This window comes from Aequorivita nionensis (assembly GCF_046352995.1).
Taxonomy (GTDB): domain Bacteria; phylum Bacteroidota; class Bacteroidia; order Flavobacteriales; family Flavobacteriaceae; genus Aequorivita; species Aequorivita nionensis.
Map to the genome: position 1 here is coordinate 1,736,142 of NZ_CP130281.1, position 13,139 is coordinate 1,749,280.

Below are 13,139 nucleotides of genomic sequence, written 5' to 3' on the forward strand. Positions count from 1 at the left end.
AATCTATAAAAAATTTTTGTCTAAATGCGGGGGTAAAAATTGCTGAAAAGCGTCCACATTTTTAATGTCTTCGTAATAATCTACATCGTTCCGTTCTTCGAGAAGAACATATTTTCCGCTTTTTAAATCTTTCAGCGTAGCTTTCAAAACGGTAGTAGTCCCCCAATCTTTATTTTGAAAAATCTCGGAATTGAGTTCTTTCATTCCCAAAAGATAATAGCCGCCATCGGTTGCTGGGCCGATTACAAAAGGAGTGGTTTCAAGCGCATCATAAGCATTTTCAATATCTTTTTGTTGCAGCTCATAAATATCGCTGCCTACTATCATCACTTTTTCATACCCCAATCCGAACATTTCCGAAAAAGCGTTGTGCATCCGTTCGCCCAAATCGGCGCCGTTCTGTAATTTTTTTCTAAAAATATCCGGGTTCCAAATATCTTCGCGGTGAATGGTTTCAGAATAAAATACATATTTATCCACGTTTAGCTTTTCAGTAATTTCCACGGTGTGCTTCAACAGAAACTTATAGATGTTTAACGCGCTTTCATCGCCAACTGATTTTGCCAATCGGGTTTTTACTTTGCCCAATTCGGGGTTTCTGGTGAAAATAATTAGCGCTTTTTTTGAAGTGGGAAAATGAAAATCGAAAGCCATTTCATTGTCGCCATCAGTCTGTTTTGAGGAGAGTAAGCCCATTTTTCAGTGTTCAATAATTTAATAAATAGGATTTCCTTCCTTTAAATATTTACGCCAGATTTTTGAAAAAGTGTGCACGTTTTCCGTTTCTGTTCCGGTTGAATCAATCACGGGATAATCCTTGTTTTTCCATTCAAAGATACCGCCATAAAGATTTTTTACGTTGGTGAATCCCACTTTTTTTAATTTTTCACCAATTTTTTCGGAACGGATTCCCACGGAGCAATAAATAATTATCGGCGTATCTTTTTTTAATTTTTGAAGTTGTTTTTCTTCGGAAGAAAAATCATTAAAACCCACATTTTTAGCCGAAGCAATATGGCTCACGTTAAATTCTTCCGTTTCACGTGCATCAAGAATTGCAACAAAATCGTTCATTTGAAGCATCCGCAATTCTTCAACAGAAATGTATGGAATACTTCGTGTATTGTACTGCTCCAAAAGTTTGTCAAGCGATTTTTGGGCAATCGCCGGACTAAGGGAAAGAAGAATTATTAAAAATGATAGAATTATTTTCATTGGATGATTTAAAGATCACAGTTCTTTAAAACCTGTGAGGTCCTTTTTAAAATTAATTTGCCACGGCACCCTGACAACTGCTTCCCGCGCCTGCGGTACAGCCATAGCAATGTTGGGAGATTATAATTTTTCTATTGTTTAAAATATCTTCGTTGTATTCTGAAATGTGCTGAATTTTGCTTGCCACCTTCAGTTCCAACATTTGGTTAAAATCACAATCATATAAATATCCATCCCAACTTATGGAAATTGTATTTCGGCACATTACGTTTTTAACTGCAGCGGGATTGTATGCTTCCACCAACGAATACATATAATCCTCATAGTTTTCCGAAGCAATCAAATAATCCAAAAACCTTGAAATGGGAAGATTAGTAATAGCGAAAAGATTGTGGAAATGTATCCCGAAATCTTCAAGCAATGCTTTTTTGAAATCCTTTTCCATGCTTGCTTGGTCACCTGGTAAAAAGGCGCCGCTTGGATTATAAACTAAGTCCAAACGCAAATCGCTATCGGGCATTCCGTAGCCAACGGCATTCAGTTCCTGCAAGGCTTTAATTGATAGGTCAAAAACTCCTTCGCCTCTTTGTTTGTCAGTTTTGCCGCGCGTCCAATGCGGCATGCTGCTCACAACATGTACGTTGTGGCTTTTAAAAAATTCCGGCAAATCATAATATTTTTTGTTGGCGCGAATGATAGTCAAGTTGCTCCGAACAATAAAATCCTTGATTCCCGCTTTGCTGGCTTCATCAACAAACCAACGAAAATCTGGGTTCATTTCTGGGGCGCCGCCAGTAAGATCCAAAGTGTGTGCGCCTGTATTTCGGATAACTTCCAAGCATTGTTCCATAGTTTCGCGCGTCATAATTTCCTTTCGGTCGGGGCCGGCATCCACGTGGCAGTGCTCACAAACTTGGTTGCACATGTAGCCAACGTTTATTTGCAGGATTTCCAATTTATTTGGGCGAAGGGGGAACTGGTCTGTTTCCTTTATTTTTTCTGAAAAGGTGGGAAGCTCGCCGCTTGCGAAAATACCGTTTGATAGTTTTTCGAGTTGTTTATTTGCCATAGCAAGATCGCTATGGCGTTTATGAAGGGATTGTTGTTTTTTCTGTTTTGCTTTTGGCATGTAATTTTATTGAAATTTAAAATTTGAATTGGAAAAAAGGAAAGCCTTACGTTGCTACATTTCCAATTTATTGACCTTGTTCATCATCATCACCCCGTGAACCAATGTGGCGCCACTTTTTATGGCTGCTCCCACGTGAACGGCTTCCATCATTTCTTCTTTTGTAATGCCGCGTTGCAGGCCATCTTTCGTGTAGGCGTCAATACAGTACGGGCACATTTCGGTGTGCGCTACGGCTAAAGCGATTAATGATTTTTCACGCGCGGAAAGTGCGCCTTCCTCGAAGACTTTTCCGTAGTAATCAAAAAATTTTTCTCCCAGTTCTTTGCTCCATTCGGTTATGTTTCCAAATTTGCGAAGATCTGCGGGGTCATAATAATTATTAGAGGCCATGATTGATTTTATTTAATAGTTACGAAATTGAAGCCATTATGGTTTTCAATTATTGTAAATATAGACAAGTAGTCAATCAAAAAAGAAATTGCTTACGAAAGTTTTTAAACTTTTAGTCAAAAGAATAAACAAAGCCACTTTCAAAATTATATTGGGAATTTGGAATTCCAATAGCAGGAGTTTCATCATAACTGAAAGTGTAGGTGGTGCTGAATGCTAAATTGTTGATTAGGTCTATCACCAAAGACGACTGACTTGTAAAACGGTAATCTCCAAAATCGTTCAGTTTTGGTTGGAAATAGGTCGTGCTAACAAAAGTTATGGTTTTAGTGGGGTAGAGGCTTAAGGATAAATAGGAAGAACTTCTAAAATCTCTTTGGAGGGGCGTAACGCCATCGCTAAGTTCTTCCTGTTCATACATTATGTGGGTGCCGAAATAGAATTTATATTTTTCGGAAGTAGTCAATTTAAACCTTGGGCCTGTTCCCATAAGCCCTCTAAATTCTATTTTAGAAACTTTGTTGTACTGTGCCTGCGCAAAAATTTCCCAAGCAATTCTTGGGTGAAAACGGTAATTATAACGAAGGTGGGTGATACCGCTATTTTCAAATTTATTTCCTTCAATGTTTTGGAATTGAATGTCATTTTTCAACAAAACCAAATGCTTGTTCATTTTATATTGTATATGAATGTTGCTGCCAAATGATAAATAGTCGTTTACATCCCGTTTTAAAGAAAATGCAAGGCTTGCAGAACCGGAAAAACCCGAAGTGTCGGTTACTTTCCGAAGCGATTCAGCATTAAGAATTTGAGATTTTGCGGTAAATGAAAAGCCGATAATAAAAAGCGCGACTATATATTTCATTATTTTTTTGATAATTGGTTAGTGCTTTAAAAATAATCAAAAATTTAAATAGGAAGCGTTTATTGGTTTTCAATAAAATTTTTCAGCACTACAGCTTGATTATGTGTTTCATCTTTGGCGCCATAGAGGAGGGTGAGGCGTTTCTCTTTGCCTTTTTTCAGAAGTTCTTCAATTAATTCTGGATGATTTTCCAGCTCTTTGTTGTATTTTTTTTCAAATTCTGCAAAGCGGTCTTCTTTATGGTCAAACCATTTCCGAAGGTCGGTTGAAGGTGCAATCTCTTTCATCCATTCGTCCAATTTTGCATCTTCCTTGCTTACGCCGCGCGGCCAAATTCTATCCACCAAAACCCTGAATCCATCATTTTTGGAAGCTTCTTCATAAATACGTTTTATTTTTATGTCAATCATTACTCATTGATAATTGATCACTGAAAACTATTCCCCCCAATTAGCAATTTCCTCAGCAGACCAAAGTTTTGGGAAAAATTTTCGCTGCTGATATTTTGGGTGTAGGTATTTTTTCCATTCAGAACCTCCGGTGGCAGCTTTGGTTTCGCCTTTGCTGTTTAAATAATGTTGCGCTGTGTCTAAGTGTACCAACGGCCAAGCCACGTTGTAGAAATGGTCAAACTGTTTAAGTTTATCTTTTAGTTCTTCCGAAGGGTTGTTCATTTGCGCCACTCGTTCTTCAAGGGTTTTGCCTTTTGTTTTTTCGGCTAATGATTTAAAATCGGCTTCATATTTTTCGATGAATTGACGAAGTGTTAGGCTCATTTTGCCTGTTTCTCTATTATATCCAGCGTCTTTCCAATACAAATTATCAAAGTAATCTTCCATTGTTGGGTTTTGAGGCAAACGCTGTTGTCCTTGGCTATTTACAAGATTTTCTAGTTTGGTGCAGTAAAGCTCTAAATAACGAAATGACGCACTCTGGAAACCACTAGCGGGTGTGAGTGTGGAACGGAAAATATTATAGTCATCATAGCTCATTCCGTCTTTCATAATGTCAAAAGAAGTGATGAGCATTCTGGTGTATCTTTTTAGACGGTCTAATTTTGTTATCCAGATTTCTTCGGAAAGATTTTCACCTTCAGAAAGCTGTTTTATTTCGTGGATCATCATTTTTAAAGTGAGTTCCGTAACTTGATGATACATCACGAAGATTTCTTCATCCTTAAAATCAGTTCGTGTTTTTTGAAGTGAAAGCAAAGTGTCCACTTGAATATAATCCCAATAATTAATAGGTTTTGCCTGAAGTAACCCTTTTAAATACGTTTCTGGGTTTTCGCCAAGTGCGATATATTTTTCTTCAATCGCTTTTATTAATTCGTTGTTTTCCATTTTTTGTTTTTTTGAAAAAAGGTCTTAAAAAGGAGGTTTTTAAAGGTTTCTAAAAATAAGGGATATTTTTCTATTTTTTGAAATATTCAAAGATGAGTTTAAAAGAAAAAGCCTTGTTGTAAAATTTTACAACAAGGCTTTTCATTTTTTTTATTAATGGCTACTAATAAAAATTAGCGCGATTATCTTCAATTTTTGCTTTCTTTTTAAGAGCGTTGTAAACTTGGGTCTGAGAGGTAGGGGCAGCTTTAGAACTCATCTGATTGGCAAAGTTTACATATGATTCCATTTTTGGTGCAGGATTAAAAGCAGTTACTTTTACTTTGTAAACGCCATTTTTACCATTAATCAATGGAGTTGTTTCACCTGGTTTTGTGCCAAAGGCCATACCTACAACTTTCGGTTCGTTTGTAGTAGCTACTACAGGATTTGCCATACTAACTTCAGTGGCGGTTTGCACTACCACGTTTTGACTTGCGGCAACCTCTTCAAGAGTTGTTCCTTTTATTGATTCCTGTATTTTCTTAGCTTTTTTCTCGTTGCGCAAAATTGGTGTTACTGTAGCAGAAGCATCTTCAGCTGTCATAAGACCTTTAGGGTTTTTGCGGGTAAGCTGCGCTATAACATAACCGTTAGGTACACTGAAACGTTTAGTGTCTCCAACGTTAGTTTCTTCATTAAATGCCCAGTTAACTATAGTTCTGTTTTCACCTATGCCTGGAATATTTGAATCCATATTCCCCAATTTATTAACGGGTTTCAATTCAAGGTTTTGGGCTTTAGCTAAATCTGTAAAATCACCTTTTTTTACTGCAACCTCAAATTTTGAAGCATCTGAAAATATTTGATTTGTTGTTTTGTCTGAAGGCTCAATATTTTTCACAACTGTTGCAAGTTTAATTGCTGGTTTAGCGCCAGACTGCTTGCCAACTTCAACTATGTGAAAGCCAAAATCAGTTTCAATAAGACCAATTGTGCCAGTTGGGTTGTTGAAAATAAAATTATCAAAAGGAGGAACCATTCTTCCTGGAGTTGAATTGCCTAATTCGCCACCATTGTCTTTTGAACTATCGTCAGAAAATTTTGCAGCAAGTTCAGCAAATTTTGATTTGTCTTTTTTCACAACGCTCAAAATGCTATCTGCCAATTTTTGAGCTTCTTCTTTCGTTTTTGTGATCGTTTCAGGTGCACGCATCGTACCTACATAACGGATTAGGATATGCTTTGACTCTGCAGAATCTGGCATTTTCTTGGTATCTAAAACTTTGGAAAGATAAAGAGCGTTTTCTACATTGTAAGGGCCATAGATATCTCCTTTGTTCAAATTGATAAGCGTATCTGCAACGGTCTGCGGAAGGTCTTTTTTGAACATCCAACGGTCATAATACGGAACATCAGAATTTGCATTTACGTATTCTTCGTAATTATTTGTATTTCTAAAGCCAGCGATCGTGTCGTTTGCTTTTGTGTCTTGGTTAAACTCAACTTTGTCATTTAACAAAGTAGCGATTTCTGTTTTTGCTTCCTCAGTATCAGCTTCAGATGGTTCTTCAGCGAAAAATACATATTGGATATCAGCTTGGGGCTCCACTTGAAAATCGTTAGGATGTGCAGCAACATATTTTTTTATTTCATCGTCTGAAACTTTTACATCTTCATCAGCAATCTTGCTGTAAGGTACCAACACATATTGAAAGTTTAAGTTGTCATTCTGAAAATGATATTCTTGTTCGCCTTCTGCAACTGTAGAGCGAAGTCCGCCTTTTATCATATTATAATAGGTAGATTGAAGCACACCATCGGCAACATTTTCTTCAAACTTAAGCCATTGCTTATACATTTCTGGAGAAGAAGCTTTAATGCTTGCGATGTATTCCTGAATTTTGCCTTCATCCACTTGTCCTGCATCGTTCAAAAAAGTTTGATTGCTGGCCAATTGGGTTTTTAGGGCATTGTCTATTTGGGCTTTTTCAACAGTAAGTCCTGCTTTTTCAATCTGCTCGTCCATGATAACACTGCGCAGTTCGCGGTCCCAAACCATGTTCATGGCTTGAGTGGTATTTGCGTTTGGTCCCATATTGCGCTGGGTGGCTTCCACTTCTTCCATAAAACTTTGTCTGGAAATGTCCTCGCCGTTAATGGTAGCGATAGTGTCCTGTCCTTTTGGGCCACTGTTCCCTTTGGTCAGCACATCACTTAAGATAAAGGCAAAAAGCGCCAATGCAATAATAAGGATAAGGAATATCCCTCTTTTTCTAATACTGTTTAAGATTGCCATTTGATGTTCAAATTTATATCCCTTTTCATCAGTTTTGCCAGATGAAAAGGCTTTTGGTTGTGATTTCCTTTTATCCCTTAATGTTAATCAAGGTTTTAGAGGATTTGTTTTTTAGATTATTTAGGTGGCGAAAATACCATTTTCCCTGCATTAATAAAAAAGTAAATTGAAAAAATTGTGGAAATGTTTAAAATCTAATCTTCGTGGATAATTTTGAGTTCCACAAGTTCAATTTTTGTGTTGGATACTTCCAGAATTGTGAAGATATAATCATCAATCTCAACGGTTTCGCCTTTATCTGGAATTTCTTCGGTGTGGTTCACAATTAAGCCGCCGAGGGTTTCGTAGTTTTCACTTTCTTTTAAATTGAGTTTGTAGTTTTCGTTGAGGTAATCTACTTCCAAACGGGCTGAAAATTTAAAATGGCCTTCGCCAAGCTCTTCTTCAGTAAGCGCAATGCTGTCATGTTCGTCTTCAATTTCGCCAAAAAGCTCTTCAATAATATCCTCAACGGTAATAATGCCGCTAGTTCCACCATATTCATCAATTACCACTGCAAGACTTTTTCTTTTTTTACTGAGGATACCTAACACATCTTTAACGAGCATGGTTTCGGGTACAAAAACCACGGGCATCAATACTTTTTTGAGATTTGCAGGTTTTTTGAAAAGCTCGAAGGAATGTATATAGCCTAAAATATCGTCTATATTTTCATTGTAAACCAATATTTTTGAAAGACCCGTTTCGGTGAAAATCTTGGCGAGTTCCTTTGGTGATGTATCAATATCTACTGCTACAACCTCTGTACGGGGAATCATGGCCTCGCGTGATTTCACTTCGGAAAAATCCAAAGCGTTTTGGAATATCTGTATCTCCGAATCCATTTCTTCTTTGGTTTCGGCGATTTCCATTTGCTCGGAAATATAATTACCAAGTTCCAGTTTGCTGAAAGTTAATTGTACGGTATCGCCTTCCGATTTAAAAATCAGTTTAAGCACTAAATCTGAAATCCAAATAATAAATTCAGAAATTAAAGAAAAAAGCACATAGAAGAAGTATGCTGGTACTGCAAAGACTTTAACCAAACTATTGGCGTAGATTTGAAAGAATACCTTCGGCAGAAATTCTGCAGTCATTAAAATCACTAAAGTGGAAATAATAGTTTGCACCAGCAAACCGCTGAAACCTGCCAGCGGAATATATTCCATCAAAAGATCGCCCATGAAAAAGCCGTAAATAACAAGCGCAATATTATTGCCCACGAGCATTGTAGCGATGAATTTTGAAGGGCGCTTGGTTATTTTTTTAAGAACCCCAGACAAGAAGTTGTTTTGCTTCTTTTCAATCTCAATGTGAATTTTATTGGAAGAAACATAAGCAATCTCCATCCCCGAGAAAAATGCGGAGAGGATGAGCATTGTCAATATGATTATGATGCTGTAATCCATTTATAAGTTCAAAGTTCAAAGTTTAAAGTTCAAAGTTTGGTTTTTAACAACCTGAAACTTGGAACCTGAAACCTTCAACTATTTATTTCGTTCCTCCATTTTCTTTCTGAAATTTCTTTTAAAGAAAAACATAAAGATAGCAACCACCACAAAAAAGATGAAAAGATAGGCGCGGTTTCGTTCTGTGTTCCAATTGTTTACTGCTTCGTAAGCAAAAAATACTGCAATTATGAGGTATGCATATTCAAAAAAACGATATACTTTATTTAACATCTTCGGTTTTTGTTTTGTCAACTAATTGAACTCCCTGGTTTTTTCTGGATAGAAAGGTAGTGAAATCTTCACTACTGTCAAATCCAACGGCGCCATCGTTATAGGAACCGTCCTTAAATTTTATCTGGTAGGGCTCGTCTGTGAAGACCCATTTATTTTTTTGATCCCAATAAAGCTGGTTGGCTTTTAAAACCACACTATCTGCTGTGATTACAACTACATTCTTGCGCAAATCTACCAAGCTGCTTTTGTCAAACTGGATTGCGTAATCGGCTGTTACAGTGTTTTTTTTTCCGTCTTCGTCCCAAAAACGTACTTCGATTCCGTTTGGGAATTCTTTATATGGAAATTCTAAGTTTGAATAATCCAACAATTTTTCGGCTAATAGATTGGTTACTAATTTTCCCGAATCAGTATACTTAAAGTTGATGTCTTTTCCTTCGGCAATGGGAGCGCCATCAGAAAGACTTAGTCTTTTTACGTTTTGGTAGTTACTTTCACATGCAAAAAGCGTGATGACCAATACCAGGGCCATCACGCTTTTAAACATATTTAGAGTGGTGTGCATTCTTATAAGTTAGGAACTCTTACGCTTCCGCCTACCCAACATTTAAAGGTAACAGTTTTACCAGCCATTCCTTCAGAAAAGATATCGCTTGCTTGTGGAGCACGTTGTCTGTAGCTGCTTGCGGCTGCTCTTGCATTTCCGGCAATAGTTCCATCCACACGAGCTGCTTTGTCCATCATATCTGCAGCTAACCAGTACATTGCTCTTTTTTCAAAAACTGTTGTTCCGCAGTTGTTTGCGCTATCTGCGTACATTGCGCCAATTTTATAATAGGCAATTCCAGCAGAAGGCTTTGCTTCTAACATTTTGTTATAATAGTTTCTTGCAGTACCAAAACTTCCTTTTTTGCGGTAGTTTTCAGCAATACTGTAATAAATTCTGGATTTTTTAGAATTATCTGTTTCAAGGTCTGCAGCTTGGTTGAAATAATCCAAAGCTTTAGATGCCTTGCCTTCAGCTTCAGCTTGTTTTCCCAAAAGATAAGCAGAAGTAGAACTTGGCTCCAACTCGTGAAGACGCACTGCCAATTTGTTTGATAGTGGGCTTTCGCAGTCTTTTGCATCTAATCTGTTGCTTGCGCCTTTCAACCATTCAATATCATCTTTTTTCTGTTCGTAGTCTTTTTCATAAAGTGGAATAAGGTTTGGGCAATCTGCCAACTGACCCAGTTTTCCGTTTACGCTTTCTTCAACGGTGGCATAAACCCCCAAGTTGTTTTCATAAACATCTTTTGCGCGTTGTTCTTTATCGGTAAGAGCTGTACCTGCTTCATCTTTATCCATTAAAGGAGTAAGTTTTGAGGCAAGACTGTTTTTTTCAGTGTCTATTTTGCTTATAACAACATCATATAGATCAAAGATTTCCTGAATGTCTTTTTGGCCATCGTTAAAAAGATCTACAGCCAATGAGAAATAGGCATAAAGGCTTTTTCCGCTGGTAAAGTTTTCTGGATCTTTTTTGAAAGCTTCATCATAAGCTTTGAACTGATCAGCTTTTGAACCAATATTGTTGTCGAATTTTATTTGGGCAATGCTTGAAAGCACTTCACCTTCCTTAGTTTGCTCTGGAAAGTTTTGAAGTCTTAATTGATAGGCTTCAATAAGATTGTTTATTTTGCTTTTATCACCTTTTTCTTCAACAAAATATTCAAACATTTTAATCCCATATTGATAAATAGCAAGATTATAGTTTGGACAGTCTTTTATTAGGTTTTCGTAATGAGGAAGTGCAGCCTCATAATTTTTTATTTTGGCTTGTTCTGTAAAGTAAGACATTAAAATTGTACAGTCATCCGGTGCTTGTGCAAAAGATTTTGCAGAAACAGAAAGCAGTGCAATTGTAAATAATAAAATGAATTTTGTTTTCATGGTATTGCTATTAGTAGTATTAATCTTAATCATATAATCTTTTTTCGAACCAACGGTCGTTTAATGAAAAACTTAAATATGTGTTGAAAAAGTTTTCTTTTATCAAACCGTAGTCTGTTGTTCCGCGAGTTCCCAATTCAAATCCTAAGTTCATATTGGAGAATAATCGTCCTATGGGTAACCCAACTCCAAAAGATATGCCAAACTCATTTATGTCGTGCCCGCCTACACTTAATCCAGTCTGCTCAAATCTTGCTCCGGCTCTGTAAACCACTCTCTTGTAGTATTCTCCGAAAGAATTGTAATTGGGAATATAGAAACCTCCAACATTAAATTTTGAAGCATTTTTATAGGTTACATTTTCACTGGTAAAAGAACGATTTGTAAAATTACTTGTTTTTTGGTTTATATATTCTAATCCAACACCCCAATACTTTGGTTTGCTTAATCCAACCCCAAATGTAAGTTGTGAAGGAAAGTTGAATTCTGTGTTTGGCACAGATATATCCCTTTCATCAATCTCAAATATACCAGCGGGAAGTATAGATACACTTCCTGTTCTTCTGAGGTTTTCTGAACTAATATTCGTCCCGGGTGTAAAAGTAAAAGATCCGGAAAGTTCTAAATCTTCGGTGACCATCCTTTTATATAAAGCGCCAATATTAAAAGTAAACCCAGAAAGATTTGACCTATTAACAACTCGGGTTCCGTATTGAAGTTCTGATTTTTGAGTAACAGCTGTGTTTTCAATTTTCCCAAAATTATAATTGGCGTCCATGCCAAGACTAAGTTCAGGAGTAACTTGATATCCTAGAGAAAGGAATACTTTGTTTAAGCCGCCGTTTCCAGTATACTGTGTAATGCCGTCCGGGACTTCAGAATAAAAATCATAACCAACGGATGTATAGGGAAGTAAGCCGAAGCCCATTCCGAATTTACCCATAGGAATACCCATTGCTAAGTAATCTAGTGTGGAAGTGGAAGTGTTTTGACTTTCAGTTTCATTCTTTTGTTTTAGAGATTGATGGCTTCCCCCTACGGAAAAATTAATCAATCTCAGTCCTGCGTAACCAGCAGGGTTCTGAAGATTTAAATGGATGCTGTCTGAGAAAACACCTAAGCCTCCCATAGATCTGCTTTCTGCTGTACCGCGAAATTTTAGTGACCCAATACCATAAAAAGAATAAGGTGAAGTGGTTCCTTCCTGTGCAAGGGCGATACTGGTTATAAGTAAAAATAAACCAATTACTGTTTTTCTAAACATCAATGTTTGTTATATTCTAAAATATGGTTCAATCCCTCCAATAAAAAATTTGAGTTGGCAAAGATGTCATTTTTTATGCTATCTCGCAAAAAATGTACGTCCCCTCCTGTTAAAATAACTGTTAAATTGTCGTAATTTTTTCTATACATACTTATATAGCCATCTATTTCGTACAAAACACCATTTACTACTCCTGAATGTATTGAGGTTGTAGTGTTATTTCCTATATATAAATTTGGATTGTTTGTTTCAAGTAACGGTAATTTTTCTGTAAACGTATGCAATGCCTTATAACGAAGGGAAATACCGGGTGAAATAGCACCACCCAAGTATTCGTTTTTTGAATTTAAAAAATCATATGTAATACAGGTTCCCGCATCAATCACCAAAACATTTTTACCTGCATATTCCTTGGCAGCAGCACTCACTAAGGCAATGCGGTCTATGCCTAATGTTTGTGGTGTTTCATATTTATTAATGAATGGAACTTTAGTTTGGTGATTTAAAATCAAAGCATCAAATTGATGCTGTAGTTTTAATAATTGATGTTCTGAAAGATTTGCAACCGATGAAATAATACATTTCTGAATCGCTGGAAAAGCTTCTGAAATTTCATTAAGTGTGTGCAAAAAATCTTTTTTAATGCACGTCTTTTTTAACTTGAGTTTACCAGAATCGAACACTCCAAGCTTTATCAGTGTGTTTCCTACATCTATTGTGAGATTCATTTTTTTTGTTGAGGGTTTAAAAATACAACTTGAACTAGCAAGTAATTGTTAATGCCTTATTAAATTGAGTATTGATTATCTTTTTTTATTTTTTTAATTATTGTTTTGAGAAAAAGAAAATAGCTTTATATTTGCCGACTCAATAATGGTGCCTTAGCTCAGTTGGTAGAGCAACGGACTGAAAATCCGTGTGTCCCTAGTTCGATTCTTGGAGGCACCACTTAAAAACCCGAAACATTTGTTTCGGGTTTTTTGTTTTAAATTACTT

The 13,139-nt window shown here is 36.6% G+C and carries 14 protein-coding genes and 1 tRNA gene; 1 reads left to right on the forward strand and 14 read right to left on the reverse strand.

Annotated elements, in window-relative coordinates:
• Positions 1-3: 3 nt before the first annotated feature.
• The 14 genes from Q2U82_RS07825 to Q2U82_RS07890 all read right to left on the reverse strand — a co-directional run bounded on the left by Q2U82_RS07825 (position 4) and on the right by Q2U82_RS07890 (position 12,871).
• Entirely contained in the window at positions 4-696 is a 693-nt protein-coding gene (locus Q2U82_RS07825; protein WP_410004321.1) for a TIGR04282 family arsenosugar biosynthesis glycosyltransferase, read from the reverse strand.
• Positions 697-714: 18 nt separating this feature from the next.
• Positions 715-1,215, reverse strand: a complete 501-nt coding sequence (locus Q2U82_RS07830) for a rhodanese-like domain-containing protein (protein WP_410004322.1) — start codon at positions 1,213-1,215, stop codon at positions 715-717.
• A 52-nt stretch (positions 1,216-1,267) separates the two neighbouring features.
• Positions 1,268-2,344, reverse strand: a complete 1,077-nt coding sequence (gene arsS / locus Q2U82_RS07835; RefSeq protein ID WP_410004323.1) for an arsenosugar biosynthesis radical SAM (seleno)protein ArsS — start codon at positions 2,342-2,344, stop codon at positions 1,268-1,270.
• A 54-nt stretch (positions 2,345-2,398) separates the two neighbouring features.
• Entirely contained in the window at positions 2,399-2,737 is a 339-nt protein-coding gene (locus tag Q2U82_RS07840; protein WP_410004324.1) for an arsenosugar biosynthesis-associated peroxidase-like protein, read from the reverse strand.
• A 112-nt stretch (positions 2,738-2,849) separates the two neighbouring features.
• Positions 2,850-3,602, reverse strand: coding sequence for a DUF481 domain-containing protein (locus Q2U82_RS07845; RefSeq protein ID WP_410004325.1), 753 nt, complete (start codon positions 3,600-3,602; stop codon positions 2,850-2,852).
• 59 nt (positions 3,603-3,661) lie between these two features.
• Positions 3,662-4,012: a DUF488 domain-containing protein gene (locus Q2U82_RS07850; RefSeq protein WP_410004326.1), complete on the reverse strand. Its 351-nt coding sequence runs from the start codon at positions 4,010-4,012 to the stop codon at positions 3,662-3,664.
• A gap of 27 nt (positions 4,013-4,039) precedes the next feature.
• On the reverse strand, positions 4,040-4,945 hold the full coding sequence (locus Q2U82_RS07855) for a tryptophan 2,3-dioxygenase family protein (protein WP_410004327.1): 906 nt from the start codon (positions 4,943-4,945) through the stop codon (positions 4,040-4,042).
• Positions 4,946-5,108: 163 nt separating this feature from the next.
• A complete protein-coding gene (locus Q2U82_RS07860) occupies positions 5,109-7,223 on the reverse strand; it encodes a peptidylprolyl isomerase (RefSeq protein ID WP_410004328.1) in 2,115 nt (704 codons plus the stop codon).
• 194 nt (positions 7,224-7,417) lie between these two features.
• Positions 7,418-8,671 carry a hemolysin family protein gene (locus Q2U82_RS07865; protein WP_410004329.1) on the reverse strand — a complete coding sequence of 418 codons (1,254 nt, stop codon included), beginning with the start codon at positions 8,669-8,671 and terminating at the stop codon, positions 7,418-7,420.
• A 78-nt stretch (positions 8,672-8,749) separates the two neighbouring features.
• Complete coding sequence (locus tag Q2U82_RS07870; RefSeq protein ID WP_410004330.1) at positions 8,750-8,944, reverse strand: hypothetical protein; 195 nt, start codon at positions 8,942-8,944, stop codon at positions 8,750-8,752.
• Complete coding sequence (gene lptC / locus Q2U82_RS07875) at positions 8,934-9,512, reverse strand: LPS export ABC transporter periplasmic protein LptC (RefSeq protein WP_410004331.1); 579 nt, start codon at positions 9,510-9,512, stop codon at positions 8,934-8,936. The genes Q2U82_RS07870 and lptC overlap by 11 nt, the downstream gene beginning before the upstream one ends.
• Positions 9,513-9,514: 2 nt before the next feature.
• Complete coding sequence (locus Q2U82_RS07880; protein WP_410004332.1) at positions 9,515-10,912, reverse strand: tetratricopeptide repeat protein; 1,398 nt, start codon at positions 10,910-10,912, stop codon at positions 9,515-9,517.
• Entirely contained in the window at positions 10,905-12,143 is a 1,239-nt protein-coding gene (locus Q2U82_RS07885; protein WP_410004333.1) for a hypothetical protein, read from the reverse strand. The genes Q2U82_RS07880 and Q2U82_RS07885 overlap by 8 nt, the downstream gene beginning before the upstream one ends.
• Positions 12,143-12,871: a type III pantothenate kinase gene (locus Q2U82_RS07890; RefSeq protein WP_410004334.1), complete on the reverse strand. Its 729-nt coding sequence runs from the start codon at positions 12,869-12,871 to the stop codon at positions 12,143-12,145. The genes Q2U82_RS07885 and Q2U82_RS07890 overlap by 1 nt, the downstream gene beginning before the upstream one ends.
• A 147-nt stretch (positions 12,872-13,018) precedes the next feature.
• Here Q2U82_RS07890 and Q2U82_RS07895 point away from each other — a divergent pair.
• Positions 13,019-13,091, forward strand: a tRNA-Phe gene (locus Q2U82_RS07895).
• Positions 13,092-13,139 lie beyond the last annotated feature (48 nt).

Excerpts from the sequence above, each read along its gene's own strand:
- Q2U82_RS07825 (WP_410004321.1), bottom strand. The coding sequence starts at position 696 with ATGGGCTTACTCTCCTCAAAACAGACTGATGGCGACAATGAAATGGCT.
- Q2U82_RS07830 (WP_410004322.1), bottom strand. The coding sequence starts at position 1,215 with ATGAAAATAATTCTATCATTTTTAATAATTCTTCTTTCCCTTAGTCCG.
- arsS (WP_410004323.1), bottom strand. The coding sequence starts at position 2,344 with ATGCCAAAAGCAAAACAGAAAAAACAACAATCCCTTCATAAACGCCAT.
- Q2U82_RS07840 (WP_410004324.1), bottom strand. The coding sequence starts at position 2,737 with ATGGCCTCTAATAATTATTATGACCCCGCAGATCTTCGCAAATTTGGA.
- Q2U82_RS07845 (WP_410004325.1), bottom strand. The coding sequence starts at position 3,602 with ATGAAATATATAGTCGCGCTTTTTATTATCGGCTTTTCATTTACCGCA.
- Q2U82_RS07850 (WP_410004326.1), bottom strand. The coding sequence starts at position 4,012 with ATGATTGACATAAAAATAAAACGTATTTATGAAGAAGCTTCCAAAAAT.
- Q2U82_RS07855 (WP_410004327.1), bottom strand. The coding sequence starts at position 4,945 with ATGGAAAACAACGAATTAATAAAAGCGATTGAAGAAAAATATATCGCA.
- Q2U82_RS07860 (WP_410004328.1), bottom strand. The coding sequence starts at position 7,223 with ATGGCAATCTTAAACAGTATTAGAAAAAGAGGGATATTCCTTATCCTT.
- Q2U82_RS07865 (WP_410004329.1), bottom strand. The coding sequence starts at position 8,671 with ATGGATTACAGCATCATAATCATATTGACAATGCTCATCCTCTCCGCA.
- Q2U82_RS07870 (WP_410004330.1), bottom strand. The coding sequence starts at position 8,944 with ATGTTAAATAAAGTATATCGTTTTTTTGAATATGCATACCTCATAATT.
- lptC (WP_410004331.1), bottom strand. The coding sequence starts at position 9,512 with ATGCACACCACTCTAAATATGTTTAAAAGCGTGATGGCCCTGGTATTG.
- Q2U82_RS07880 (WP_410004332.1), bottom strand. The coding sequence starts at position 10,912 with ATGATTAAGATTAATACTACTAATAGCAATACCATGAAAACAAAATTC.
- Q2U82_RS07885 (WP_410004333.1), bottom strand. The coding sequence starts at position 12,143 with ATGTTTAGAAAAACAGTAATTGGTTTATTTTTACTTATAACCAGTATC.
- Q2U82_RS07890 (WP_410004334.1), bottom strand. The coding sequence starts at position 12,871 with ATGAATCTCACAATAGATGTAGGAAACACACTGATAAAGCTTGGAGTG.